The sequence below is a fragment of the Stenotrophomonas sp. YJH_SMC_46 genome (assembly GCF_059370315.1).
Window position 1 is genome coordinate 205,115 of record NZ_JCAFTO010000006.1, and the last position, 25,922, is coordinate 231,036.

At 64.8% G+C, this 25,922-nt stretch carries 21 protein-coding genes; 5 read left to right on the forward strand and 16 right to left on the reverse strand.

The features are described from left to right. Nucleotides 1–63 precede the first annotated feature (63 nt). The 10 genes from AC5P8C_RS18575 to AC5P8C_RS18620 form a co-directional block, all read right to left on the reverse strand. Nucleotides 64–582 carry a DUF2271 domain-containing protein gene (locus AC5P8C_RS18575; protein WP_021202573.1) on the reverse strand — a complete coding sequence of 173 codons (519 nt, stop codon included), beginning with the start codon at nucleotides 580–582 and terminating at the stop codon, nucleotides 64–66. Between the two features lie 26 nt (nucleotides 583–608). Then, nucleotides 609–1,247 (reverse strand): PepSY-associated TM helix domain-containing protein, encoded by a 639-nt coding sequence (locus tag AC5P8C_RS18580; protein WP_495219210.1) that lies wholly within the window; start codon nucleotides 1,245–1,247, stop codon nucleotides 609–611. Between the two features lie 127 nt (nucleotides 1,248–1,374). Further along, nucleotides 1,375–3,795, reverse strand: a complete 2,421-nt coding sequence (locus AC5P8C_RS18585) for a TonB-dependent receptor domain-containing protein (protein ID WP_495219211.1) — start codon at nucleotides 3,793–3,795, stop codon at nucleotides 1,375–1,377. A gap of 145 nt (nucleotides 3,796–3,940) precedes the next feature. Beyond that, entirely contained in the window at nucleotides 3,941–4,351 is a 411-nt protein-coding gene (locus AC5P8C_RS18590) for a hypothetical protein (protein WP_495219213.1), read from the reverse strand. A gap of 164 nt (nucleotides 4,352–4,515) precedes the next feature. Continuing rightward, nucleotides 4,516–5,193: a Fe2+-dependent dioxygenase gene (locus tag AC5P8C_RS18595; RefSeq protein WP_019336499.1), complete on the reverse strand. Its 678-nt coding sequence runs from the start codon at nucleotides 5,191–5,193 to the stop codon at nucleotides 4,516–4,518. Between the two features lie 10 nt (nucleotides 5,194–5,203). Continuing rightward, nucleotides 5,204–5,923 (reverse strand): tetratricopeptide repeat protein, encoded by a 720-nt coding sequence (locus AC5P8C_RS18600; RefSeq protein WP_241876932.1) that lies wholly within the window; start codon nucleotides 5,921–5,923, stop codon nucleotides 5,204–5,206. 68 nt (nucleotides 5,924–5,991) lie between these two features. Then, the gene (locus AC5P8C_RS18605) at nucleotides 5,992–8,298 is read right to left on the reverse strand and encodes a TonB-dependent receptor (protein WP_495219215.1); all 2,307 of its coding nucleotides are present in this window, start codon (nucleotides 8,296–8,298) and stop codon (nucleotides 5,992–5,994) included. A gap of 150 nt (nucleotides 8,299–8,448) precedes the next feature. Beyond that, the gene (locus tag AC5P8C_RS18610; RefSeq protein ID WP_495219217.1) at nucleotides 8,449–8,853 is read right to left on the reverse strand and encodes a hypothetical protein; all 405 of its coding nucleotides are present in this window, start codon (nucleotides 8,851–8,853) and stop codon (nucleotides 8,449–8,451) included. 205 nt (nucleotides 8,854–9,058) lie between these two features. Beyond that, complete coding sequence (locus AC5P8C_RS18615) at nucleotides 9,059–9,391, reverse strand: non-heme iron oxygenase ferredoxin subunit (RefSeq protein ID WP_043398428.1); 333 nt, start codon at nucleotides 9,389–9,391, stop codon at nucleotides 9,059–9,061. Beyond that, nucleotides 9,388–9,927: a GNAT family N-acetyltransferase gene (locus AC5P8C_RS18620; RefSeq protein ID WP_495219218.1), complete on the reverse strand. Its 540-nt coding sequence runs from the start codon at nucleotides 9,925–9,927 to the stop codon at nucleotides 9,388–9,390. The genes AC5P8C_RS18615 and AC5P8C_RS18620 overlap by 4 nt, the downstream gene beginning before the upstream one ends. Before the next feature lie 241 nt (nucleotides 9,928–10,168). Between AC5P8C_RS18620 and AC5P8C_RS18625 the strand changes: the two genes are divergently transcribed. From AC5P8C_RS18625 to AC5P8C_RS18635, 3 genes are all read left to right on the forward strand, one after another. After that, a complete protein-coding gene (locus AC5P8C_RS18625; protein ID WP_495219220.1) occupies nucleotides 10,169–15,487 on the forward strand; it encodes a wall-associated protein in 5,319 nt (1,772 codons plus the stop codon). Between the two features lie 3 nt (nucleotides 15,488–15,490). After that, on the forward strand, nucleotides 15,491–16,444 hold the full coding sequence (locus tag AC5P8C_RS18630; protein ID WP_053092152.1) for an RHS repeat-associated core domain-containing protein: 954 nt from the start codon (nucleotides 15,491–15,493) through the stop codon (nucleotides 16,442–16,444). Nucleotides 16,445–17,564: 1,120 nt separating this feature from the next. Next, nucleotides 17,565–18,002 (forward strand): hypothetical protein, encoded by a 438-nt coding sequence (locus AC5P8C_RS18635; RefSeq protein WP_495219221.1) that lies wholly within the window; start codon nucleotides 17,565–17,567, stop codon nucleotides 18,000–18,002. Nucleotides 18,003–18,550: 548 nt separating this feature from the next. Here AC5P8C_RS18635 and AC5P8C_RS18640 read toward each other — a convergent pair. The 5 genes from AC5P8C_RS18640 to AC5P8C_RS18660 all read right to left on the reverse strand — a co-directional run bounded on the left by AC5P8C_RS18640 (nucleotide 18,551) and on the right by AC5P8C_RS18660 (nucleotide 23,853). Then, nucleotides 18,551–19,807 (reverse strand): cysteine desulfurase, encoded by a 1,257-nt coding sequence (locus tag AC5P8C_RS18640; RefSeq protein WP_010483557.1) that lies wholly within the window; start codon nucleotides 19,805–19,807, stop codon nucleotides 18,551–18,553. Then, entirely contained in the window at nucleotides 19,804–21,066 is a 1,263-nt protein-coding gene (sufD, locus tag AC5P8C_RS18645; protein WP_100447946.1) for a Fe-S cluster assembly protein SufD, read from the reverse strand. The genes AC5P8C_RS18640 and sufD overlap by 4 nt, the downstream gene beginning before the upstream one ends. Further along, complete coding sequence (gene sufC / locus AC5P8C_RS18650) at nucleotides 21,066–21,830, reverse strand: Fe-S cluster assembly ATPase SufC (protein WP_019337095.1); 765 nt, start codon at nucleotides 21,828–21,830, stop codon at nucleotides 21,066–21,068. The genes sufD and sufC overlap by 1 nt, the downstream gene beginning before the upstream one ends. 74 nt (nucleotides 21,831–21,904) lie before the next feature. Then, nucleotides 21,905–23,380 carry a Fe-S cluster assembly protein SufB gene (gene sufB / locus AC5P8C_RS18655; protein ID WP_021203136.1) on the reverse strand — a complete coding sequence of 492 codons (1,476 nt, stop codon included), beginning with the start codon at nucleotides 23,378–23,380 and terminating at the stop codon, nucleotides 21,905–21,907. A 17-nt stretch (nucleotides 23,381–23,397) separates the two neighbouring features. Beyond that, entirely contained in the window at nucleotides 23,398–23,853 is a 456-nt protein-coding gene (locus tag AC5P8C_RS18660; RefSeq protein ID WP_005408436.1) for an SUF system Fe-S cluster assembly regulator, read from the reverse strand. Nucleotides 23,854–24,058: 205 nt separating this feature from the next. On the opposite strand from AC5P8C_RS18660, the gene AC5P8C_RS18665 reads away from it, so the two are divergent. Both AC5P8C_RS18665 and AC5P8C_RS18670 read left to right on the forward strand, forming a co-directional pair. Next, entirely contained in the window at nucleotides 24,059–24,526 is a 468-nt protein-coding gene (locus AC5P8C_RS18665; RefSeq protein ID WP_478429057.1) for an SET domain-containing protein, read from the forward strand. A gap of 161 nt (nucleotides 24,527–24,687) precedes the next feature. Beyond that, nucleotides 24,688–25,230: a type 1 glutamine amidotransferase domain-containing protein gene (locus AC5P8C_RS18670; protein ID WP_024956948.1), complete on the forward strand. Its 543-nt coding sequence runs from the start codon at nucleotides 24,688–24,690 to the stop codon at nucleotides 25,228–25,230. A 73-nt stretch (nucleotides 25,231–25,303) separates the two neighbouring features. Here the strand turns inward: AC5P8C_RS18670 and AC5P8C_RS18675 are convergent, their stop codons facing one another. Continuing rightward, a complete protein-coding gene (locus AC5P8C_RS18675; protein WP_019659399.1) occupies nucleotides 25,304–25,900 on the reverse strand; it encodes a YceB family lipoprotein in 597 nt (198 codons plus the stop codon). Nucleotides 25,901–25,922: the final 22 nt, after the last annotated feature.

The following is a 25,922-nucleotide window of genomic DNA, read 5'->3' on the forward strand; positions in this document are numbered from 1 at the left end:
CCAGTGGATGCGGGTGATGCGGCAAGGAAGAGGGGGCTACGACTTGATCCCCTCCGTCCCCTCTCAGGGTTTGACGGACAGGGTGACCTGGCCCAGTTCGGTGGCGCCCTGCGCCTTGCCGTTCTGCGCGGCGGTGGCCGGCCAGGTAAAGGGGATCTTCAGCAGTTCACGGCCGCCGACTTCGCGCACCGCCTCGACCACCAGGGTGTAGTTGCCGGGGGCCAGCTGCTTCAGTGCCGGCTGCTTGTCGTTGAACGACAGCGCGTGCTTGCCGGCCGGGCGGGTCGGGCCGGTCACGCCGTCCACCGGCACCTGCAGGGTGCGGCCGCTCTTGCGCCACCACTGGCGCAGGTCGGGCAGCCACTTGGTGCCGTGGCCTTCGCTGTTGCTGGTCTGCTGGTACCAGACCGACAGATTGGCCGCGACCTTCTGGTCGGCGCCTTCCAGCCACACTGCCACGTACGGGCGGTGGTACTCGGCCACGTTGAGCTTGGGCACTTCGACGTTGATGTCGAGGGTGGTGGCATAGGCCGGCGAGGTGGCCAGCAGGCCGCTGAGGGCGATGGTCAGGGTGACGCGCATGGGGCGGCTCCGGAAACGAAGGAAAGTCAGTGGATCAGCAGCAGGGCGATCAGCAGCGGGATCATCAGACCGAGGCCGACCAGCGGCCAGGTCATGCGCCGCTGCCGCGCATGCAGGTGCAGCAGGAACAGGCCGGTGATGCAGAACACCAGGCAGGCCACGGCGAACAGGTCCAGGAACCAGCCCCACGCCGGGCCCGCGTTACGGCCCTTGTGCAGGTCGTTGAGGTAGGACACCGCGCCGCGCGAGGTCGATTCGTATTCCACCGCGCCGGTCTCGCGGTCGATGCTCAGCCAGGCGTCGCCACCGGGGCGCGGCAGCGACAGGTAGATCTCCTCGGTCGACCACTCGGCCGGGCGTCCACCAATGGCGATGCCCAGCTGCGTGTCCAGCCATTGCCGGGCCGGGCGCGGAATCGGTGCGTTGCCGTCCTCGCGCGTGCCCAGTTGGCCCAGCAGTTCGGCCGGCAGCTCCAGATGCTGGTTCTGCACCTCGGGCTTGGCCTCGATCTTCGCTGCATGGTTGAGGGTCAGGCCGGTCACCGCGAACAGCAGCATGCCGATCAGGCACACCGCCGAGCTGATCCAGTGCCACTGGTGCAGCGTCCGCAGCCAGAAGCCACGGTTCTGTTGCTGCTGCACGGTGGAAGTGGCAGGACGGCTCACGGCACGGTTCGAGGCGGACGGGGACTGCCCATTACATCATTGATGAGAATAGCTCGCAATTGCGTGTCGTTCTGTATCCCTGGAGGGCGATTGCCGGCCAGCGGCCGGCACTACCGGTGCGTGGCGGTCAGAACTTCGCGTTCAACGAAATCCAGTAGCTGCGGCGCTGGTCCTTGGTCGCGTAGTCGTCCACGCAGTTGAATTCGCTCTGGCTGATCAACAGGCACGACTGCGAGACGAAATCCTTGTCGAGCAGGTTGTTGACCCGTGCGTTCACCGTCAGCCAGGGCGTGGCCTTCCAGCTGCCACCGAGATGGAAGATGGTGTAGTCCTCGTAGTAGCGGGTGTGGCTGGCGCCGTTGGCGTCCAGCAGCGTGTCGCGGTAGCGGTCGTAGCGGCCCTCGCCGATCAGCGACAGGCTGAGCGCTTCGTTGATCTGCCAGTTGAGGCTGGCGTTGGCCATGTGTTTTGCCGGCATGGTGCCGCTGATCGGCAGCCCCTTCTGTGCGCCACTGGTCTGCTCGCTCCTGGTCCAGGTGTAGTTGCCGCGCAGCTGCAGGGTGTCGAGCAGGTCGACGTGGGCGGCCAGTTCGGCACCCCGCGTTTCAGCCTTGTCGATGTTCACGCTCTGGGTGAAGGTGCTGTAGCCCAGCGCGGCCCAACCCGGACCGATGTCCACGCAGTAACCGCTGCCGGCCGGCGCCACTTCGCAGTTGGGGAAGGTGCCGCCGCTGGCGATCTTGTCCTCGAATTTGTTGAAGAAGCCGGTCACGTTGAAGCCCCAGCGCTGGCCCTCGTAGTAGGCGGCCAACTCGTAGTTGGTGCTGGTTTCAGGCTTCAGGTTCGGCGAACCCACCAGCGGCAGCACGCCCTGGCCACCGAAGCCGGTGATGCCCGGGAACAGCTGGTCCGGACGCGGGGTCTTGTAGCCGGTGCTGACGCCGCCCTTGAAGGTCCACGCGTCGCTGGCGTTCCACACAAGGTAGCCGCGCGGGCTGACATGGCTGCCGAACACGTTGTGGTCGTCGTAGCGCAGGCCGAAGGTAGCGGTGAGGGTATCGGTCAGCGCCCAGTTGTCCTCGGCGAACAGCGCCCACATGCGGTGCTTCTGCTTGGTGTTGCTGCGGTAGCCGGCGCCATCCATGCCGAACACGCCATCGATCATGTCGGTGTCGTTGTACTGGCCGCCAACGGTCAGCGTGTGCGCGCCGAAGTCCAGGTCGAGCATCGTGTCAAGCACGTAGCCTTCCAGTTCCATGGTGCGCAGCGGACGCGGCAGGAACGCCTGCAGGCGCGCCATCTCGCTGGGATTGAGCGCAGTCAGCGCATTGCCACGGCCGGCCGCGCAGTTGTTGGCGGCACCGGTACGACGGCAGACGTCATTCCACAGCGTCTGCAGGTTGGCGCGCTCGTCCAGGGTCAGCGGCAGCGAACGACCCAGGTTGCTGCTCTTGCTGTGGGTCAGTGAGGTCTGCCAGGTGCCGAAGCTGTAGCGGCCCTGGTGGGTCAGCGATACCTGGTCACGCTCATAGCGCTGGTAGGCGGTGTAGCCCACGCGCGGCTGCACCACGCGGCGGGTGACGGTGCCGCTGCCGTTCGGGTTGGGGATGACCGCATTGCCGACGCGCCACAGGCTGGCCAGGCTGTCCAGCGTGCCGGTCTGGCCTTCGCTGTTGTCGTACTTCTGCCGCGACACGTCGTATTCCAGCCACAGTTCGTGGTCATCGTTGACCCGGAAGTCCAGGCGCACGCCAGTATTCCAGTTGGTGTTGGCCACCGACTTGCCACCGCCGCCGAAGCCGATGCTGCGCTCCCACAGGCTGCCGTCGGGCAGGGTCAGTGCATCCCACTCCGGGTTGGAGGCCTTGGCGTCGTAGTAGCTGCCGCGCACCGCCAGGCTGAGGCGGTCCTTCAGCAGCGGGCCGCTCAAGTAAAGGTCGGTGGTGCGCGCATCACCGAACTGGTCATCCTGCTGCACGGTGAAGCCCTGGGTCACGGCGCCGTGCCAGCGGTCCTGGTTGCGTCGGGTGATGATGTTGATCACGCCGCCCATCGCGTCCGAGCCGTACAGCGTGGACATCGGGCCGCGCACCACTTCGATGCGTTCGATCGCGTCCAGCGGCGGCAGGTAGGCGAACTGGCCGCCACCGAAGTTGTTCGGGTACAGCTGGCCGACATTGCTCTGGCGGCGGCCGTCGATCAGCACCAGGGTGTATTCGGACGGCAGGCCGCGCATGGAGATGGTGGCGCGGCCGTTCTTGTCGGTGGCCTCCAGGCCGACGTCGATGCCTTCGACGTCGCGCAGCGCGTCGACCAGGTTGGTGTAGGGGCGCTTGCTGAGTTCCTCGCGGCTGACCACGCTGATGCTGGCCGGTGCATCGACCACCTTCTGCTCGAAGCCGGAGGCGGTGACCACCACCTTGTCCAGCGTCTGTGGCGTGCCGGAAGCGTCACCGTGGGCGAAGGCAGGGGCGGTCATGGCCACCAGCACGGCGCTGGTCAGCAGGGTACGGGACAGGGACGAACGGACACGATGGCGCTGGGCCATGGCAGTAACCTCGAAGGATGCAGGGTGGTGCGATGCCAGGCGCGAACGGTCGGCATGCACGGGGAGGCCCGGTCAGGGGCGGCAGGGATGAAGCAGGCAGCGGCGCGCTGACGCGACCGTGCAGGTGGTCACGCGGGGCCGTGAATCAGGCGAGCGGCGGCGCCTGGCCGCGTTGCTGGCGGCGTCCGGGCGCGTCGGCCCAGGGCGTGTCCGGAGCGGCCAGCGGCCAGTCCGGGCGCACGCCGGGCATGGCCGGCGTAGCGGGTACGAGTTCAAGCTCGGTGCGCAGCCATTGGCTGGCCAGCAGCAACGGCGGGCGTGCCTTCTCGGCTGATTTCACCGGGGCGGCAGCACAGCGGCGCAGCTTGGCCGGTGCCTCTTCCAGCAGGGGGGCTTCGCCACCGCGCTCTTCCAGCGGCGGCTGCACTGCCTGCGCGGCGTTGCCGGCGTGGGCCTGGGGGAGCAGCGGCAGAGTACCCATCAGCAGTACCAGCATCGCCACCCACGCCAGCAGGCTGGCCAGCGCAGGACGCTGGCCGCGCATGGCGGTGCCCATCTTGCGATGGATGAGTGGGCGAGGGCGAAGCGGGCGCAGCAAGCAGGGGTCCCCAAGGGTCTGCCGGCAGTGGCCGGCATCAACGGGGCGTGATTGTAATGAGAGCTGTTAGCTGTTGCAAATGAGAATGATTGCCAAAATGTCGCAGACTGGTCGGATGGGGCTCAGACTTCGCTCCAGCGCCGCAGCAGGTTGTGGTACACGCCGGTCAGCTGCAGCACCGCTTCGGCGTCGCCGCCGGTCTGCCGCAGGCGCTCGATCGAACCGTCCATTTCCCACAGCAGGCGGCGCTGCACATCGTCGCGGACCATGCTCTGCACCCAGAAGAACGAGGCCACGCGCGCACCTCGGGTCACCGGCCGCACCTGGTGCAGGCTGCTGGACGGATACACGATCAGGTCGCCCGCCGGCAGCTTCACTTCATGCTCGCCGTAGGTGTCGCTGATGATCAGTTCGCCGCCCTCGTACTCGTCCGGCGCCGAGAGGAACAGGGTGCAGGAGATGTCCGAACGCAGCTGTTCGCCGTTGGCCAGGTTCATCACCGCGCCGTCGACGTGGAAACCATAGGTGCCGCCGCCGCTGTAGCGATTGAAGCGCGGTGGCAGGTACTTCAGTGGCAGCGCGGCGCTGAAGAACAGCGGGTGCCGGGCCAGTGCGACGAGGATGATCTCGCCCAGTTCGCGGCGCAGCGGTGAGGCCTCGGGCAGCTGCTGGTTGTGCTTGGCCTGTGCGCCCAGATGGCCGACGGTCTCGCGGCCATCGGTCCAGTCGGCGGCATCCAGCCGGCGGCGGAAGTCGGCCACTTGGTCGGCGCTGAGAATGTCGGGGATGTGCAGCAGCATGCGGGACTCCTCAGAGGGACGGCGGTGCGACCAGGGCGCGCACCTGTGGATGCGGCGATGCGGCCAGTTCCGGCACGAGGTGCGCCATGAACGCCGGGCTGCCGTGGGCCAGTGCAAGCCGCAGCCAGTGCACGGCCTGCTCGACCTGGCCGGCCTGCAGCAGGATCGAGGCGTAGTTGGCCTGGCCGCGGAAATCACCGGCCTCGGCCGCGCGCTGGTACCAGTCCAGCGCCGCCTGCGGATCGCGCTCGATCTCCAGTCCGTCTTCGAGGTGGCGGGCCAGCAGGTTCATCGATTTGGCGTGGCCCAGGTGCGCGGCGCGCGTGTACAGCACCAGCGCCTGCGCGCGGTCCAGCGGCACGCCGCGGCCGGTGGCCAGCAGGTTGGCCAGGTTGTACAGGCCCCAGTCCAGCCCGGTGTCGGCCGCGCGGCGGTACCACACTGCGGCCAGTGCCGGATTGGCCGTGGTGCCTTGGCCCAGCTCATGGCAGCGGCCAAGCATGTTCATCGCCATCGGCGCGCCGTTGTTGGCGGCGGTTTCGTACCAGAGTAGCGCGGCCGAGGCGTCCTGCGCGGTGCCTTTGCCTTCCATGTGCATCTGCGCGAGCAGCAGTTGTGCGTCGACCTGGCCGGCCTGCGCAGCGTCGCGCACGCGTGCGAACGCGGCTGCCGGGTCGTGCTGCAGCAGTTCGGCCAGGGCGTCGCTGTCGATGGGGGTAAGGGTCGCCATGGGGTGAGTATCGCCGGAAACAAAAACGGCGGCAGGAGAGCCTGCCGCCGTGGTGGAGCGAAGTTACATCAGAACTTCACGTTCAGTGCCAGGGTGGCCGAGCGACCCGGGGCGATGCTCGCGTAGTGCGAGGCATAGGCCTTGGTGAAGTAGGTCTTGTCGGTCAGGTTCTGCACGTTGAGCTGCAGGCTGATGTTGTCCTGGATCGCGTAGCTGGCCATCGCGTCGAAGCGGGTGTAGCTGGCAATCCACTTGGTGTTGGCCACATCACCGTACTGCTTGTCCGAGTAGAACGCGCCAGCGCCGATGGTCAGGCCGATCGGGAAGCGGTAGGTGGTCCACAGGTTGGCGCTGTGCTTGGCGGTGTTCGGGAACACGTTGCCGTTGTTCGGCGACGGCACGTAGACGTTGGACGGGCAGGTGCGGCCCACCGGTGCGCCACAGACAAAGCCGTTGTCCTTCAGTTCCGAGTCCAGGTAGGTGTAGCCGCCGTACAGGCTCCAGGCATCGGTCAGCTGGCCGTTGAAGCCCAGCTCGAAACCGTTGATCTCTTTCTTGCCGGCGTTCTGGCTGGTGCCGTTGTCGACGGTCACGCGCGCGTTGTTCATCACGGTGTGGAAGATCGCAGCAGTCAGGTTCAGGCGGTTGTCCAGCAGGTCCCACTTGGTGCCCAGTTCGAGGTTCTTCGTGTCCTGCGGCTTGAGGTCGGCAACGGCCGCGCTCAGGCCGTCCGAACCGTCACCACCGTCCATGCCCGGCGGGGTCGAGGAGGTGCCCCAGGACAGGTAGATGCTGCCGTTGGTGGCCGGCTTGAACACGACGCCGGCCTGGTAGTTCAGGAAGTCGTTGCTGTTGCGCACGCGGGTCGGTGCCTTGCCGGCCACCGGCGTGGTCAGGGTGGTACGGAAGTCGTCGTAGCGCAGGCCGAGGTTGATCATCCACTGCTCATTGAGCTCGATGGTGTCGAACACGTAGGCCGAGGTGGTCCTGGTGCGCTGCTCGACGTCCAGCGCCTTGTCGCTGCGATAGACGATCTGACCGGCCGCCCACGGATCGTTCGGGTTCGGATTGTTGAAGTCGGTGCAGTTGTAGCCGGTGGCCGCGCCGGACACCTGGCAGCGAGTGCTGTTGGCGCTGTTTTCAAGGGGATTGGCGGTGCCCGGCGACATCAGGTAGCTGCCACGGGTCATCTTCTCGTCGCTGTACTCCAGGCCCGCGCTGTAGCTGTGCTTGAGCGCGCCGGTCTGGAACGCACCGGTCAGGCCCAGCTGGTCGGCGAAGCTCTTGACGTCGACCGCACGGGTGTTGGTGCGACGCCACAAGGTGCCGTACAGGTTGGGGTTGCCCTTGCTGTCGTCCGGCTGGGTCCACAGGTAGTCGTTGCTGGTGTTGCCCAGGCGCGCGATGTTGCGCAGCTTGTGGCCGCCGAAATCGTAGCTGGCGTCCAGGGTGCTGATATCGGCGCGGGTACGCTGGAAATCACGGTCGACCAGGCCGTAGTAGTTGTTGCGGTCCGGCACCATCGGGCGGCCGTCGCCGTTCTTGGCCACGTTCGGGCCGCTGGTGAACGGGTTGTTGTACGGGAAACCACCCGCGTCCGGCAGGTCATCGCTCTGCATGTGGTAGTGGCTGGCGATCAGCTGCGCCGGGCCGTTCAGGCCGAACGCGATCGACGGCGCGATGCCCCAACGGCTGACATTGGCCGCATCACGACCGGCGATGTCCGACGCGTGCTTCATCAGGTTCAGGCGGGCGGCGATGCCGTCGCCCAGCACGTAGTTGGCGTCCACGGTGCCGCGTGCGTAGCTGTCGGTACCGATGCCCATGCTGGCGCTGGTCTCGTTCTTCAGCTTCGGCGTCTTGCTCACCAGGTTCAGGCTGCCACCACCGGAGTCACGGCCGCCGTAGGCCGAACTCGGTCCCTTGACCACTTCCACCTGCTCCAGGTCGAAGATCTCGCGGGTCTGCGAGCCGACGTCGCGCAGGCCGTCGACGAAGACGTTGCTCTGCGAATCGAAGCCACGGATGAAGGGGCGGTCACCGGTCGGGTTGCCGCCTTCGCCGGCACCGAAGGTGATACCCGGGACCATGCGCAGCGCATCCTGCAGGTTGGTCGCACCGGTTTCGGCGATCAGCTTTTCCGACACGATCGACACCGACTTCGGGGTGTCCAGCAGCTCGGCGGTGAACTTCGGCGAGGACGGATTGAACCAGCTGCCGCGCACCTGCACCTTGTCCAGGTCGGTGGCGTTGCGGGAGCTGGCATCGGCGCTGTCGGCGGCCTGTGCGGCCAGCGGTGCGAAGCCGGCGGCCAGGGTGGCGGTAGCGAGCAGGGAAACGCGCGGGGCGTGCTTGCGGGACGTGATGTGGGTCATGGTCTGGGTGGCGGTGGCTTGGATCAGAAAAGGGCGCGGGCCGAAGCGCAGGCAGCGCGACGGCATGTAGAAGGCGGTATCTGTAGAGCCGAGCCGACGCTCGGCTGGCAGGAAACGTAAACAGGCGCACGGCAAAAGCCGCAGGGCGCCTCAGCTGGCGTGCGGTGCGGGCGGTGCGTGGCCGGGGTTCAACCGCAGTGCGGGATCGTGCAGCTGCCAGCGCAGGGCGTTGGAGCGCCATAGCGGAACATGCGCGACCAGGACGGCGCGCGGGGGAGCCAGTCCGGTACAGGGCGTGGTGCCCTCGCCATCCAGCGGCGGCTCCGGTGCTGGCGCGGCATGGTGCGGGCACTCGTCCGCCGGCGGGGCCGGCATCGGCATGACCTGCTGCAGATCTTCAGCGTGTGCCTGCCAGCCGTAGGCAGCAGGGCCGTTGCCGCGCCCTTCGTGCAATGCCGACCAGCCCAGCAGCAGCGTCAGCAGCGCGGCCACGAGCAGCGGCCACCCTTGACGGGCAAGCTGGCATAGCGTGGCGGTGGGCGCGGGCGAAGCCATGGCGCGGGAGCGGAGTCGTTACGAAGATGTTACGTAGAATAACATCAACGATAATGATTCGCATGTACGGGCGTCGCGGGCCGCTGGGTCGGCCCCGGAACGGCCTGGGAAGGCCCTCATGGCCTTCCGATACATCCACCCCATGGGGTGTGAATGCTCTCTGGCGGGGCGCTCCGTGGATGATCTCTCCGGGCGGAGCGCAGACTCAATCCCGGTCGTCGCGCGTCCAGACCGCGTCATGTTCCCGCTTCACCGGGAACTTGGGCACCGGGCTGTAGGCCGGGGCGCACAGGGCGCGCCCGTCACGCACGTCGAAGCGCGCGCCGTGCAGTACGCACTCCACACTGCCCTCGGTGGTGTTGAACTCGCCCGAGGACAGCTCGAACTCTTCATGCGTGCACTGGTCTTCCAGGGCGTACAGCTCGCCGTCGAGGTTGAACACCACGATCGGCGTGCCGGTCACCTCGTCGAACACACTCTTCATTTCACCCGGCAACAGCTCGGCGCCGGCACAGACAAAGGTCCAGGCCTCGCTCACGCTGCGGCTCCGGCCAGCTGCTTTTCCAGGATCTCGAAGCGCAGGTCGTCGCGCTTGGGAATGCCGAAACGCTCGTCGCCATACGGGAACGGCTTCTTGATGCCGGTGCGGCTGTAGCCGCGACGCTCGTAGAAGGCGATCAGCTCGTCGCGCACGTCGATCACCGTCATCTGCATCACCGGCACGTTCCATTCGCGTGCGGCGTGCGCTTCGGCAGCGTCCATCAGCTGCTTGCCAACGCCGCCACCCTGCTGGGCCGGGTCGACCGAGAACATGCCGAAGTAGCCCTTGCCGTCGACATCGGCGACGTGGGCGCAGGCCACCAGCTGGTCCCCGCGCTCGGCCAGCAGGATGGTGGAGCGCGGGCGGTCCAGGTCGGCCTGGATGCCCTCGGCGTCGATGCGGGCACCGTCCAGCAGGTCGGCTTCGGTGGTCCAGCCGACGCGGCTGGCGTCACCCCGGTAGGCCGAGGTGACGAGGGCAATGAGGGCGGGGATGTCGGCCGGCGTGGCGGCGCGGTAGGTCAGGGTGGTCATGGGGACATTCTATGTGGGGCGGGGAAGGGCGCGGGAGGCTGCTGGTTGACGTGATTTTGCCGAGTTTGGCCAATACGTGGACTTGACGCCATCTTCATTATTCGTTCATATCTGTGACCAGCACCCGCCCACCGTGAAGCAACGCGTGGCTGTCTGCCGGCGTGGGTGCCGCCTGGTCGAAGGCCAACTGCCGTTCGGCGCAGGTGGGGCACACAGGGACGTCGATCCAGGGAGGATCTGCATGCAGTCTGGCCTCATTTCTCATCCGCGCGCCGCAATGGCTGCCAAGGGTCTGCTTCTCGGTGTCGTTGCCCTGTGCGTGCTGGCACCGGTCGGCGTTTCCGCCCAGATCGTTCCCACCTGGCGGCAGGAGTACGACAAGCGACTGAAGTACGGGGACCTTGTCGAGCCGCTGAAGGGCGAGATCTTCGGCGAGCAGGTCAACCTCTATGACGGTTCGATCAGCTTCAAGGCCACGGATGTTTCGATTCCGGGCAATGGCAGCCTGGCGATGACCTTGGGCCGCAGCTACCGCGATGGCGATGGTAGTAGTGAGAGCCCATTCTCGGATTGGGATCTTGATATTCCGTCCATGTCCGGCGTCTATGGTGATCTGCCGGAGACCGCTGCTGTCGGCTACTGGGCGCCTGCTGCGCGCTGCAGTACGGTGGCGGCGCCCCCAGCGCTGGAGGTCTGGAACCGTCGCCAAACCCAGACCGTCAATTTCAGTCCCACTACATTCTGGGATGGCGTGCGCCTTTCCCTGCCAGGCGGTGGCGGTGAGCCGGTGCTGGGAGGCAGCGGTGATGCGCGCCAGCCGCAGCCACAGTTTGGCGAACCGGCGCCTTGGAATACCAAGGGCGGCTGGACGTTCAGTTGCCTGACCGCCCTGAAGAGCGGACAGCCGGGACAAGGCTTCCTTGGTCATGCGCCCGACGGTACCAAGTACTACTTCGACTGGATGGTCGCCAAGCCCCACAACGGTGCAACGCTGCAACCCTACGGGCCAGAAAGCAATGCACTGCTGAATCGAAAGCGTGTGTTCCTGTACCCATCGCAGGTTGTGGATCGCTTCGGCAACTGGGTGCGCTACGAGTGGAGTGGCGACCGGCTGTTGCGCATGGTTGCCAACGATGGCCGCGAGATCAGCCTGGGCTACAACGCGAAAGGACTGATCGCGTCCGCAACCGCTGCAGGGCGCACCTGGACTTATGGGTACACGGAGGCCGATATCCTGCGGACAGTGACGCTGCCGGACGGAACCCAATGGGTCTACAACCTGCCGCCGCTGTCAGTCACCCACAAGTATGCCGACTACATCGGGCAGAGCATCTGGGAGTACATGGACTACCCGGCCACATGCTCGCGCGTCAACAAGATCGTGCCCAGCGAGATCACCCTGAGCATCCAGCATCCGTCGGGCGCGCTGGGAACGTTCCTGTTCCGTCCGTTCCGCCACGGGCGCAAGAATGTAAAGCTGGATTGCCAGACTTCTGGCGACAATCACCTGTTTGCCGATGGCTGGAACTACACGCCGGTCTACCGTGACGCAATGTCGCTGGTGACCAAGACCATCAGCGGTCCGGGCATGCCCACTGCACAGTGGACTTATCAATACACCAATCTCAATGGTGCTTTCGCCCAGGACCTTGGCGGTCCAGTAATCCCCGTAGGCCAGGCGGAACCGAAGATCACCACCGAGACCTTGCCCGACGGTGTCGTTCGCGTCTACGAGTTCGGCAAGGAGGTTGCCTACAACGACGGCCTGTTGCTGTCCACGACAACGCGATCGGGTGGCTCGGTCGTGCGCGTTGACCGCAACAACTACTATCCGGATGCCCAGCTGGATGCGGCGCCCTTCCCGAAGGAGGCCGGCAAGGACTTCAAGTACGGTGCGAACGATCTCAAGGCCCATTACAACCGCCCCGTCCAATCCACCGTTGTGGAACAGGATGGCGTGCAGTTCACCCGCACCGTGCAGGCCTTTGATGCATTTGCGCGCGAAGTCACCGTCCTCGAAGCGAATTCCGCTGGCCAGAGTCGCACCAGCAGCACCAGCTACTACGACAATCCCGCGCTATGGGTGAACGGCCAGGTGGCGCGCAGTGTGCTCAATGGCATCGAGCAGTCGCGCACCGAATTCGATACGGCCAAAGCACTGCCGTTACGCGCCTATGCATTCGGCCGCCTGGCGCAGCAGGTGACCTACGCAGCCGACGGCACGGTTGCCTCGGTGGCCGATGGCCGCGGCAATACCAGCCATCTGTCGGGATGGAAGCGTGGCGTTCCGCAGCAGCTGCGCATGCCGGCCACGCCCGAAGCGCCCAATGGCGCGGTGCGCACGGTTGCCGTCGACGACAACGGTTGGATCACCTCGCTGACCGACGAAACCGGCGCAACCACCAGCTTCAGCTACGACAGCATGGGCAGGCTGCGCAGCCAGCAGTTCCCTGGCGGCGACAGCGTGAACTGGAATGGCGTAACCATGGACCTGCAGCGGCTGGGTGGCGCGCAGCTGGGGGTGCCCGCCGGTGCGTGGAAGCACTCCCGCACGCAGGGCGGGCGGCGCACGGATACCTACCTGGATGCGATGTTCCGCCCGGTGCTGGTGACCGAAAACGCCAACAACGTGCTGGACAGCGCCGTGGTGACCCGCTACGACACCAGCGGCAAGACCGTGTTTGCCTCGTATCCCACGCGGCAGCTCTCCGATATCAATGCCGCCCTGACCGGCACCACGACGCAGTACGACGCGTTGGGCCGCCCCACCGTGGTCAGTCAATCGTCCGAGCTGGGGGCACTGGTTACCCGCACCGAGTACGTGGGCAATCTGTCGGTGAAGGTGACCAACCCGCGAGGCCAGGCGACGACGACACGCCATCTTGCCTACGACCAGCCCAGCTACGAGATGCCGCTGACGCTGCAGCACCCGGAAGGCGTGGTGACCGAGATCCAGCGAGATACGCTGGGCAAGCCGCTGGCGATCACCCGCCGCAGTGCAGACGGCAGCCAGTCGCTCACCCGCCGCTACGTCTATGACGGCTACCAGCAGCTGTGCAAGACCATCGAACCGGAAACCGGTGCGACCGTGCAGGACTACGACGCGGCAGGCAACGTGCTGTGGTCGGCGGCCGGCACGGGTTTGACCAGCACCACCGACTGCAACCGCAGTGACGCCCTGGCCAGCGGACGTGCGGTGAAGCGCAGTTACGATGCCGCCAACCGCTTGTCGACCCTGATCTTCCCGGATGGGCGTGGAAATCAGAACTGGTCCTACGCGCCTGATGGTCTGCCTGCCGAGATCAGTACGCAGAACGACCCGGCCCGGCCGATGGTCGTCAACCGCTACCAGTACAACCGCCGCCGCCTGCTCAGCGGCGAAACCCTGCAGCATCCGGATCTGGGAAGCCTGAGCCTGGCCTACGGCTACGATGCCAACGGCACACTGGCCAGCAATACCTATCCGGGTGGGCGTGTCGTCAGCTATACGCCGGACGCACTGGGTCGGGCGACGACGGTCGGCGGCTATGCGAAAGAGGCCAGTTACTTTGCCAACGGCGCATTGGCCCGCTTCGTCTATGGCAACGGGATCGTGCACACGTTGACCCAGAATGCCCGCGGGCTGCCCGACCGCAGCCGCGATGCCACCGCAGCGGCCGCAGTGCTGGATGACAGCTACGACTACGATGCCGGCGGCAATGTGATGGCCATTTCCGATGGCCTGCCCGGGGCGCCCGGTAACCGGGACATGACCTATGACGGCCTGGACCGGTTGCGGACGGTCACTGCACCGGGCTTCGGCAACGCATTGTATGAGTATGATGCGCTGGACAACCTGCGCCGTGCCAAGGTCGGCAGCCGCGATCGTACGCACTATTTCGATCCGACCAATCGGCTGGTCAACGTGATCGAAACCGGAACCGGGGCAACCGTGACCGGTCTTGGCTATGACGTGCAGGGCAATCTTTCGGTGCGCAATGGCCAGGCTTTCGCGTTTGATTACGGCAACCGACTGCGTGCGGCGGGTACAGCAGAGAGCTACGAGTACGACGCTCACGGTCGCCGGGTGAAGGCCAGCGCCAGTGGCAAGGGGGCGATCTATTCGTTCTACGACAACGGCGGTGTGCTGCGATTCCAGCGCAACGAACGTACCGGCAAGCAGACCGACTATCTCTACCTGTCAGGCAGCCTGGTGTCCCAGGTGCATGGTGAAGCCGCACCCGGCGTTCCCGCGCTGAGTGCGCCGGGCTACATCACACAGGGCAGCGTGAACCTGACCTGGAGCCCGGCCGGTGGTGCCAACCGCTATGAGCTGCAGCGTGCCCTTGCGGGCACCTGGAGCACGGTCTTTGATGGCGCGGCGCAATCGTTCACCAGCACCGGCCTGATCACGGGAACCTATCAGTTCCGCGTGCGCGGCTGCCGGGCGGTGTGCGGCGGATGGAGCAATGTCGCATCAGTGGCCGTGGCATTGGCGCCATCCACCGTGCCGACCTTGAACGTGCCTGCCACGGCCTTCAATGGCAGCTACAGCGTGGGCTGGTCTGCGTCCTCCGGTGCCGAGCGCTATGAGTTGGAGGAAAGCGCCAACGGTGGCGCTTGGGCCCAGGTGCACAACGCCATCAGTCAATCCAAGGCCTTCAGTGGCAAGGCAGCGGGAAGCTACAACTACCGGGTTCGCGCATGCAATCCGGTGGGATGCACGGGATACAGCGCCACGGCTGCAGTGACGGTGGTGTATCCGCCTGCTACTGCGCCAGGTCTCTCTGCGCCGGCACGCGCTGCGCCGGGCAGTATCGGCATTGGCTGGAACGGGGTGGCTGGTGCCACGCGCTACACCCTGCAGGAAAGCAGCAATGGTGGCGGATGGGTCACGCTGTTCGACGGCAACGCGGGTTCCTATGCCACCGCTGCGCGCGGTGTGGGCAGCTATGGCTATCGGGTTGCCGCCTGCAATGGTGCAGGCTGCGGACCGTGGTCGGCCACGGTGACGGTAGCGGTGATCGGGCCGCCGACGATCGAGCCGGTGATTAGCGCGCCGAGCCTGGTGAACGTGCCGCAGTACAGCCTGAGCTGGTCGGTGCCGGCCAACAGCGAGAGCTTCGTGCTGGAGGAGAGTGCCAACGGTGGTGGCTGGACGGTGGTGCATAACGGCGGCGGGAACAGCTTTGGTGCCAGCCGTGGCAATGGCAGCTACGCCTATCGCGTGAGGGCATGCAATTTCGCGGGGTGCAGTCCCTACTCGGGCATCGCCAATGTCTCCGTGGTGCTTCCTCCCGCGGCCACTCAGATCTACGTGGCCGAGTGGCTCAGCACGCGCAAGGCGCCTTATCAGGTGCAATGCAGCGTCGGCTGGCGCGCGGTTCCGGGGGCAACGGAGTATCAGCTTGAGCCTTCCGGAGCTGGACGGCGCCTGTACACCGGCCCCAATACCTACGTGCAGTCGAGCGGCGGGACCTACTGCGCCAGTCTCTACATTGTCAGGGCCTGCAACGCCGGTGGCTGTTCGGCATGGTCCGCAGACTTCCCCGTCACCCGCGGCGTATTGAATTGGGACTAAGCCATGAATGGACTCTGTTCGCTGTTGATTCGGGCGGTGCTCACGCTGGTGGTGCTGGCGGCCTGTGTGGCTCCGGCGGTCGCACAGGAAGTCGTCGAGTACATCCACACTGATGCACTGGGTTCACCGGTGGCGATCACCGATGCCAGCGGAAACGTCATCGAGCGTACGGTGTATGAGCCGTATGGGGCGGTGGTGAATCGGCCGTTGAAGGATGGGCCGGGATATACGGGACATGTGACGGACTCGGGGACCGGGCTGAGTTATATGCAGCAGCGGTACTATGATGTGGAGACTGGGGCATTTCTATCCGCCGATCCAATAGCTTCATCAGTGGCTGCTTTTGGGCGCTACGCGTATGCGCTGGGGAACCCGTATCGGTTCCTTGATCCGGATGGAAGGCAGCCCAAGGATGCTCGGCAGGCTATTACTGGGAGCAAAATAAAAAACAATGGCATTGCGGCCGGGGTAAGAGTGGCCGCAATCGGAGGGGCTCTCCCGTCGGGCTTTACAAAGGAAAATGCACAGGCTCGATATGATGCTATGAAGGGTGTTGTTGATGCTACGAAGGAAAAGATGGAGTCAATTCCGAACGCGAATTCAGACAACGCTGCCAAGATTTTTTCAAAGGTTTATCAGAAGTACTCTGTTAGATTCGGATGGGAAGTGAGTGCGGAAATCGTGATGAAGAATAGCGGTGCCTTTCACCTTTCCGATATTGGGATATCCAGTCATGTTCGTGACGTGGACTGGCTGGGTGGGACTGCCGGTAGGCCTCTCGTAGGGGGGATCAATATCCACACGCATCCAGCATTGGACGGATACAATCGTGCCTACTCGCCATTCTCATATTGGGATGTTGAAACGTACAAGACAACAAATTCGATCAATTACGTTTCGGATCCGTCGGGGGTCTATAGGCTGAACAAGGATGGTGTGTCGGAGGTTGTGAAATGAGAATAAATTATCAGCTTTTCGTGACCTTCTTCTTGGCGATTTCCGTGGTCGGTTGCGGTGATCAAGAAGGACGGCAGACGCCGCCCGCAAAGGATTGTGGGATCGGTCAGAATCCAGTTTGCCGAGTCAGCTTCCGGGCGCTGGCTGCGACCCCCCGTCTATTCGATGGGAAATCGATACGCGTGGAAGGCTATCTCGGAGTTAGTCGAGGGCTCTTTGTATTGAACTCCAGCAAGGAGCTGTTCGAAGCTGGAGTGACTGATGAGACCCAAGTTCGCATCAGGGGCCCAATAGATCTCCAGCGTGACGTTTTTAATCGGTATGCTTATTCGTGGGTATCAGTGACTGGGGAGTTCAGGCTTAGGAGGACGGACGGGTCGACGGATGATCTTCTTCTCGGCGAAATGCATGCCCCACTTGACGTTCAGTCGTTGAGAGTCCCAGGTCCGATTCCAAGAGCGACTTTCGGAGACGTGTCCGTTGATCTCGAAGATCTGAAGTGAGTTTCAAGTATCAATCGCGGCTCCCATGAAGCGGTTCGTGATAACAGGGATTTTTCTGATGGTATCCGAGGCGGGTGCCGACAGGTCACTGCATACCTCTGCAGATGCCGGTCGACGTGCAGTGAGGCAGCATTGGCAACCACGGGAAAGACAGCGCCACGGCCTCCATTGCGAACTGATCGATCACGCCGATAGGCTTTGGGGGAATTTCCCCTTGGTTGAATAATATGAGGTATCGCATTGAGCGCTATCGATGAAGAGAATCTCGTTTTAGCCTGTCTGTGGAGGCTGTTGGAATCCGAGCCTGCTTCCGAGGAACAGGTGTCTGGCTGGTACCAGAGGGCGCAATTTATCAAGAACGTGATTCGGTCAAGTTCGTATGAAATCGGGGTTCCTCACGTGATATGGCACTATCTTGATGATGCTGATATCCGTATTCGCGATCCCCGCTATGCCGAAGCACAAGTGTTGGCCGTTAGGCGGAGTATTGATGAGTGGGCTTGAGTGCACTCAGAGAAGCCATGAGCATTACATGTTGCTGGCCAGATTTCATTGCGGCATCCCTCTCGGATGCTAACCCTCCGGATCTCCCTCTCCTCCGGGAGGACTGGGCAGGGATGGCGTTTGATCGCAACCTGTATGAGGATTTTGCTCCGAACGATGTTTGGGTGGCGTGGCTGAGCGCACTTTCGGAGCACTTTGCAGATATCGCGATGTGCGCGGTTCGATGTTCAGAGTGCTCCGACAGGGGAAGCCCCGTGGAAATTGAGCGAGGCCTGGATGGCCTGCGCTCCTACTGGCTGGAAGATGGGAACTTCATGCGTGATCATTTCTTGTTTTCGCGTGCTGGTCGCTGGGTTGTAAAGCTGGATCAGGACGTGACGTTATTTGCGGGGGATGTCACTTTCCTTGCGGATGTTGTCGCGCGACTTGGTGGTGTAGAGCATGTCGAGAAGATGATGCGACGGGACCTGATTGGTACAGCTGAGGACGTTGTTGGCCTCGGTGGATACGTCAAGGGGCTTCTTGCGCCCTTGAACGCAACGACTCCATAGCAGATTGCTGCGTAGATGATTGGGTGTGCAGGTGCTATGTGATGGAGTAGCTTCAAAAGGAGGAGCTGAGTGCCAGGGTTTGTTGAGAGCTTCCCCATTTGGGCTTCCATCATTCTAGGTGCCATGTGGATAAACGCATTTGCGGCTCACAGGATGTTGCTGAAAATCGAGCGTGAACGACCGGAAGTACTCGCTGCAGTCGGAATCATCAAGGTTGATTGGTGGCTTAGGTGCTTGCGCGGTATTGCAGTGCTTGCCCTTACTTCCAAAGGGCAGGCGCTCCATCAGGGGGAACGGTGGGTGCTGAGGGGCGTCGTGATGATGTACGTCTTCTTGATTGCATCCGGGGTATCCATGCTTGTTGGCATGTAGGAGACGGTGCCTCAAGGCCGTTGATGGTGGACGGATCGGCATTACGGTGAGATTGCCCGTTCCTGGCATCACTCGGTGCTTCCCGGTCACGCCTCTGCTTGGTTGCGTTCAGTGCGCAATAAAAAACGCCGCAGTTTCCTGCGGCGTTCTCATACTTCCTCGATTCTGGCGAATCTTCAGCCCAGCAGCTTTCGCACCTTCGTCAACGCCGTCATGAACCGCTCGATCTCGGCATGCGTGTTGTAGAACGCCAGCGAGGCACGGCAGGTAGCCGCGACGCCGAAGTACTGCAGCAGCGGGTGTGCGCAGTGCTGACCCGAGCGCACGGCCACGCCTTCCAGATCCAGAAGGGTGGCCAGATCGTGCGCGTGCGCGCCATCGATCAGGAACGAGACCACCGCAGCCTTCTCCGGCGCTTCGCCGATGATGCGCAGGCCGTCGACGCGGCGCAGCTCTTCGGTGAAGTGCGCCAGCAGTTCGGCTTCGCGTGCTTCCACGTTCTCCTGCCCAAGCTGCTGCAGGTAGTCGGCAGCCACACCCAGGCCGATGAAACCGGCGATATTCGGGGTGCCGGCTTCGAACTTGTGCGGGGCATCGTTGAACACGGTGCCGTCGAAGCTGACTTCCTTGATCATCTCGCCGCCACCGAGGAACGGCGGCATCGCATCCAGATGCTCGCGGCGCGCCCACAAGGCGCCGGTGCCGGTCGGGCCGCACATCTTGTGGCCGGTGATGGCGTAGAAGTCGCAGCCGATCGCGGCGACGTCGACCTTGCGGTGCGGCACCGCCTGCGAGCCATCGACCACGGTGATGATGCCGCGCTTGCGCGCTTCGCGGCAGATCTCGCGCACCGGGTTGACCGTGCCCAGCACGTTGGAGACGTGGGTGACGGCCAGCAGCTTGACCTCCGGGGTCATCGCCGCGCGCAGCGCATCCAGGTCCAGCGCGCCATCGGGGGTGATCTCGGCCACGCGGATGGTGGCACCGGTACGCTGCGCGACCAGCTGCCACGGCACGATGTTGGCGTGGTGCTCCATGCGCGTGATCAGGATCACGTCACCGGCCTTCAGCCGCGGCAGCGCCCACGAGTAGGCCACCAGGTTGATGGCGAAGGTGGTGCCACTGCACAGCACCAGGTCGCTGGGCCGCACGTTGAGGAAGCGCGCCAGCGTGTTGCGTGCGCCTTCGTAGGCGTCGGTGGCTTCGCTGCCCAGTGCATGCACCGCGCGGCTGACGTTGGCGTTGTAGCGGCGGTAGAACTCGTCCACCGCGCCGATCACCTGCACCGGCTTCTGGCCGGTGTTGGCATTGTCGAAATAGACCAGCGGCTTGCCATGCACTTCACGCATCAGCAGCGGGAAGTCGAGGCGGACGCGGTCCCAGTCGGGGGCGCCGGTGCGTTCTTCGATCGGTCGCGGCGTGGATAGGTTCATGCCACACCTGCCTCGGCCAGCGCCTTGTCCAGGCGGCGTGCCAGCTGCGCACGCAGTGCGTCCGGCAGGATCTTCAACGGCTCGTGGCAGAACGCGGCGCTCAGCAGTGCCTGCGCCTGTGCCTGCGGCAGGCCGCGCGAGCGCAGGTAGAACAGCGCATTGGCGTCGAGCTGGCCGACGGTCGCGCCATGCGCGGCCTTCACTTCATCGGCGTCGATCACCAGCGTCGGCTGGGTGTCGATCTCGGCATCGGCCGACAGCAGCAGGTTCTTGTTGGACAGGTTCGCGTCGGTGCCATCGGCGCCTTCGCGGATCTGGATGCCACCATGGAACACTACGCGGCTGCGGTTGGCGGCGACGCCGCGCCACAGCAGTTCGCAGCTGGTATCGCGTGCGATGTGGTCGATGCCCAAGCGGGTTTCGACGTGGCGGCGGCCATTGCCAAGCAGCACGCCGTTGGCGGTCAGCTGGGCATTGTCGCCTTCCAGGCGCACGTTCAGTTCATGGCGGCTGAGCGCGGCGCCCAGTTCCAGGTCCACGCGGTGGTACTGCGCGTCGCGGGCCAGCACGGCGTCGGTGCGCAGGAAGCTGGTCTGGCGCGCGCTGCCGGCCTGCACGCGGGCGTGCTTGAGCACGGCATCGCGAGCGACGTGGGCATGCAGCACGGTGTTGTCCAGGTGGGCGGAGTCACCCACGCTGAAGCGGTGCTCGACCACGCCCAGGCTGGCGCCGGCACGCAGTTCGATCAGGTGGCGGTGATGCCAGGCCAGGTCGGTGTCGCCGGCGACGCTGGCGAATACCAGCTGCAGCGGCGTTTCGACCTGCACGCCTTCATCCACGCGCAGCACCACGCCTTCATCGGCCAGCGCGGCATTCAGGCGGGCGAAGATCTCCTCGCTGCGCTCGTAGCGGCGGCCAAGGAAACGCACGGCGTCTTCGCCAGCGGCCAGTGCGGCCGACAGTGGCTGTAGCTGCACGCCGGCCGGCAGGGCCTGCACGTCGCTCAGCGCGGCATCCAGACGGCCGTTGACGAACACCAGGCGCGGCGCCGGGATGTCGTCCAGCAGGGCGGCGTCCAGCGCCGGGCCCTGCAGCGGTGCGGCAGCGAATGCACGGCGCTCCAGCTGGCGCAGCGAGGTGTACTTCCAGGCTTCGTTGCGGGCGGCCGGCAGGCCGTCACGCAGGGCCGCATCCAGCACTTCGCGGCGCGCATCGCTGCCGCAGAAGGCCTGGGCCATCGAATCAAGCAGGGCGCTCATCAGACCGCCGCCTCGGGCACGACCCGGTCCTTCAGGAAATCATAGCCGTGCGCTTCCAGCTCCAGTGCCAGCTCCGGGCCGCCACTTTTGACGATGCGGCCATCGGCCAGCACGTGCACCACGTCCGGCTTGATGTAGTCCAGCAGGCGCTGGTAGTGGGTGATGACCAGGAACGAGCGATCAGCAGCGCGCAGTGCGTTGACACCATCGGCCACGCTCTTCAGTGCATCGATGTCCAGGCCCGAGTCGGTTTCGTCCAGGATCGCCAGCTTCGGTTCCAGCACGGCCAGCTGGAAGATCTCGTTGCGCTTCTTCTCGCCACCGGAGAAGCCTTCGTTGACGCCACGGTGCAGCAGTTCGTCCTTCAGGTGCAGCACGGCCAGCTTCTGGCGCACCAGCTTGAGGAACTGCATGGAATCGAGTTCCTCCTCACCGCGTGCCTTGCGCTGGGCGTTCAGTGCCGCGCGCAGGAAGTAGGTGTTGTTCACGCCCGGGATCTCCACCGGGTACTGGAACGCCAGGAACAGGCCGGCAGCGGCGCGCGCTTCCGGGTCCTGCTCCAGCAGGTCGACGCCGTCGAACTGCACGCTGCCTTCGGTCACTTCGTAGCCGTCGCGGCCGGCCAGGACATTGCCCAGGGTGGACTTGCCGGCGCCGTTCGGGCCCATGATGGCGTGCACCTGGCCCGGCTGGACGTCCAGCGACAGGCCCTTGAGGATTTCCTTGTCGCCGATGCGGGCGTGGAGGTTTTCGATCTTCAGCATGGTGGGGATTTCCGTGGGGCGGGCCGCGGCCCGCCGGTAAAGAGAATGCGTTTGCGAGGGGCAGGGGCGGGCGGTCAGCCCACCGAACCTTCCAGCGAGACTTCCAGCAGCTTCTTGGCTTCCACCGCGAACTCCATCGGCAGTTCGCGGAACACCTGCTTGCAGAAGCCGTCGACGATCATCGACACCGCGTCTTCCTGGCTGATGCCACGGGCGCGGCAGTAGAACAGCTGGTCGTCGGAGATCTTGGAGGTGGTGGCCTCGTGCTCGACGGTGGCGCCCGGGTTCTTCACCTCGATGTAGGGGAAGGTGTGCGCGCCGCACTGCTTGCCGATCAGCAGCGAATCGCACTGGGTGTAGTTGCGCGCGCCATCGGCATTGCGGTCCACACGCACCAGGCCGCGGTAGGTGTTCTGGCCGCGGCCGGCGCTGATGCCCTTGCTGACGATCTTGCTCTTGGTGCGCTTGCCGACGTGGATCATCTTGGTGCCGGTGTCGGCCTGCTGGCGGTGATGGGTCAGCGCCACGGAGTGGAACTCACCCACCGAGTCGTCGCCCAGCAGCACGCAGGACGGGTACTTCCAGGTGATCGCCGAGCCGGTCTCGACCTGGGTCCAGGTGACCTTGCTGCGCGCGCCACGGCATTCGGCACGCTTGGTGACGAAGTTGTAGATGCCGCCGACGCCGTTCTCGTCGCCCGGGTACCAGTTCTGCACGGTGGAGTACTTGATCTCCGCGTCTTCCAGCGCGACCAGCTCGACCACGGCGGCGTGCAGCTGGTTCTCGTCGCGCATCGGCGCGGTGCAGCCTTCCAGGTAGGACACGTAGGCCTTGTCCTCACACACGATCAGGGTGCGCTCGAACTGGCCGGTGTGGCCGGCGTTGATGCGGAAGTAGGTGCTCAGCTCCATCGGGCAGCGCACGCCCTTGGGAATGAACACGAAGCTGCCATCGGAAAACACCGCCGAATTGAGCGCGGCGAAGTAGTTGTCGCCCACCGGCACCACGGTGCCCAGGTACTGGCGGACCAGCTCCGGGTGCTCCTTGATGGCCTCGGACATCGAGCAGAAGATGATGCCCTTCTCGGCCAGTTCCTTGCGGAAGGTGGTACCGACGGACACCGAGTCGAACACCGCGTCCACCGCCACGCCTGCCAGCTTGGCGCGCTCGTGCAGCGGCACGCCCAGCTTGTCGTAGGTGTCCAGAAGCTCCTTGGGCACGTCATCCAGCGAGGCGTACTTCGGGCCCTTGGGCGCGGAGTAGTAGCTGAGCGCCTGCAGGTCGATCGGGGCGATCTCCAGCTTGGCCCAGTCCGGCATCGGCAGGGTCAGGAAGTGGCGGTAGGCGTCCAGGCGCCACTGCGTCATCCACTCCGGCTCTTCCTTCTTGGCCGACAGGGCACGGATGGTGTCCTCGTCCAGGCCCGGCGGCAGGGAGTCCGACTCGATCTCGGTGATGAAGCCGGCCGAATACTTGCGGCCGAGCTGCTCGTGGATCTCGCGGTTGGGGGTGTCGTCGTGGGCGACGTTTTCGATGGTTTCGGTGGCCATGGAGGGCTGCCTGTGGATCAGGAGACGACGTCGACAGCGATGGTGCGGCGCTGTTCGTCATCGGCAAGGGGAAGAGGGGGCAGGATCTGGGCGAGGGTGACATCGCGCAGGGCCTCGGAGACCACGTCGTTGATCAGCCGCCAGCTGCTGCGCGCGCCGCACTTGGGCGCCATGCCGCACTGGTGGTGGTCGTGGCTGCATTCGGTCAGGGCCAGCGGCCCTTCCATCGCTTCGACCACTTCGAACAGCGAGATCTCGATGGCCGGGCGGGTCAGGCGGTAGCCGCCACGGACACCGCGCAGGCCTTCGACCAGGCCGGCCTGGGCCAGTGGCTTGAGCACCTTGCTGACGGTGGGCGGCTCCAGGCCGGTGAATTCGGCCAGCTCGGTGGCACTGAGCACCTCGCCCGGACGGGCGGCAAGCACGGTCAGTACCACGGTGGCGTAATCGGTGAGCTTGGTGACACGCAACATGGGGATGCGAGTGGTTCTTAAAGCGGACTGAAATTGTACGCTTTTATTCGCCGCCATCCAACCCGGGCATTCAGCCGGCGCTGGGCCGGGGGGAGGACGCGCCGGGCCGTTGCCGGGGCGCCATGCTGCGCTACCGGGGTGATTTTCGCAATCACCCGGAATGGGCGAGAATCCAGATTCCATCCGCTGCAAACAGCCCGTGCCGATGCCGAAGAAGATCCAAGCCCGCAAGTCCGCCATCCATGGCAACGGCGTGTTCGCCGTGGCCCCGATCAAGCAGGGCGAGCGCGTGATCCAGTACAAGGGCCTGCTGCGCAGCCACGGCGATGTTGATGCCGATGACAGCGGCGACGTCGAAAGCGGCCACACCTTCCTGTTCACCCTGAACGACGACTGGGTGATCGATGCCAACTACAAAGGCAATGACGCGCGCTGGATCAACCACAGCTGCGAGCCGAACTGCGAGGCCGTGATCGAGGAAGACGAGGACGGCGACAGCCGCGGTGACAAGGTGTTCATCGAGGCGCTGCGTGACATCAAGGCCGGCGAAGAGCTGACCTACAACTACGGCATCACCCTGGCCGAGCGTCACACCGCCAAGCTGAAGAAGATCTGGGAGTGCCGCTGCGGCTCGCCCAAGTGCACCGGCACCATGCTGCAGCCCAAGCGCTGACCGGTACCGGGTAGGGCCGGCCGCTGGCCGGCATGGCGCGATGCAGGTGTCGGCCAGCGGCCGGCACCACCTGGAGCTCTCCACCTGCCGTGCACGGCAGGGTCACTGCCCTGCAAGGGCCGTTCTTCCATTCTGTCGGCACCCCCAACCGGAGTGCACCCATGGCAGAACGATTGAAGGGCAAGCAGATTGCCATCCTTGCCACCCACGGCTTTGAACAGTCCGAACTGACCGAACCCAAGCGGCTGCTGGAAGCCGAAGGCGCGCGCGTCAGCGTCGTGTCGCCTGCAAAGGAGGCGACGATCAAGGGCTGGAAAGAGAAGAACTGGGGCGACGCCGTTGCAGTGGATATTCCGCTGGATGAGGCCGATCCGGCCAGCTTCGATGCCCTGGTACTGCCGGGAGGGGTCATCAATCCGGACACGCTGCGTACCGACGAGGCTGTACTCGGCTTCGTCCGCGCAGTAGACGAAGCAGGCAAGCCTGTGGCGGCGATCTGCCATGGCCCGTGGCTGCTGATCAACAGTGGCCTCGCCGATGGCCGCGAGCTGACGTCCTGGCCGTCCCTGCAGCAGGATCTGACCAATGCGGGGGCGAACTGGCGCGATGCCGAGGTGGTGGTCGACGGCAACGTGATCACCAGCCGCAAGCCGGATGACATTCCGGCCTTCAGCGAGGCGGTGGTAAAAGCACTTGCCGCGTGATGCCTTGCCGGTAGTGCCGGCCCCTTGGCCGGCACGCAAGTGAGACGCGTGCCGGCCAGCGGCCGGCACTACCTTATTTGCCCAGCAGGCCCGCTGGCACCAGGTTGCCCAGGTTCTGGTTGAAGGTGACCACCAGCTTGCCGTTCTTCACCTGTGCCGACTGCACCTGCAGGGCGCCGAGCATCCCGGCCACGGCCGGGTCCAGCTTGTAGATCGGTTCGCGCTGGGCGTAGTCGCTCAGCCAGGCGTTGAGCAGGCCGCGGGTACGGGAGTCGAGACGACCGCCCTGGTTGGCCGGGGTGAAGTCATCCACGCTCGGCTGCTGCAGGTGGAACCCCTGGGTCTGCGCGTCGTAGCGCAGGCCGCTGCTCAGCTTCACCGTACCAAGTTTGGCCGGGCTACCACCGGCGGTGGCCAGCGCCACGTCCATGCCCAGGTTCAAGCGCTCGCCGGCCGGAAGGCTCAGCTGCGGGTGGCTCATCGTCAGGGCGATCAGGCCGCCGAGCGCGTCCTGCGTGCGCGGGAAGCTGCCATCAAGGTACTGCTGTACGTCGCTGGCACCGACCGACAGTTCCCGGCCGGAAATGGAAGGCGCAGCCTGGGCGCCGATTGCAGCGGCGATCAGCACGGTGGAGGCCGCGAGGCGGGTCATCAGGGAACGCAGGCGCATGGCAGAGACCGATGGATGCGGA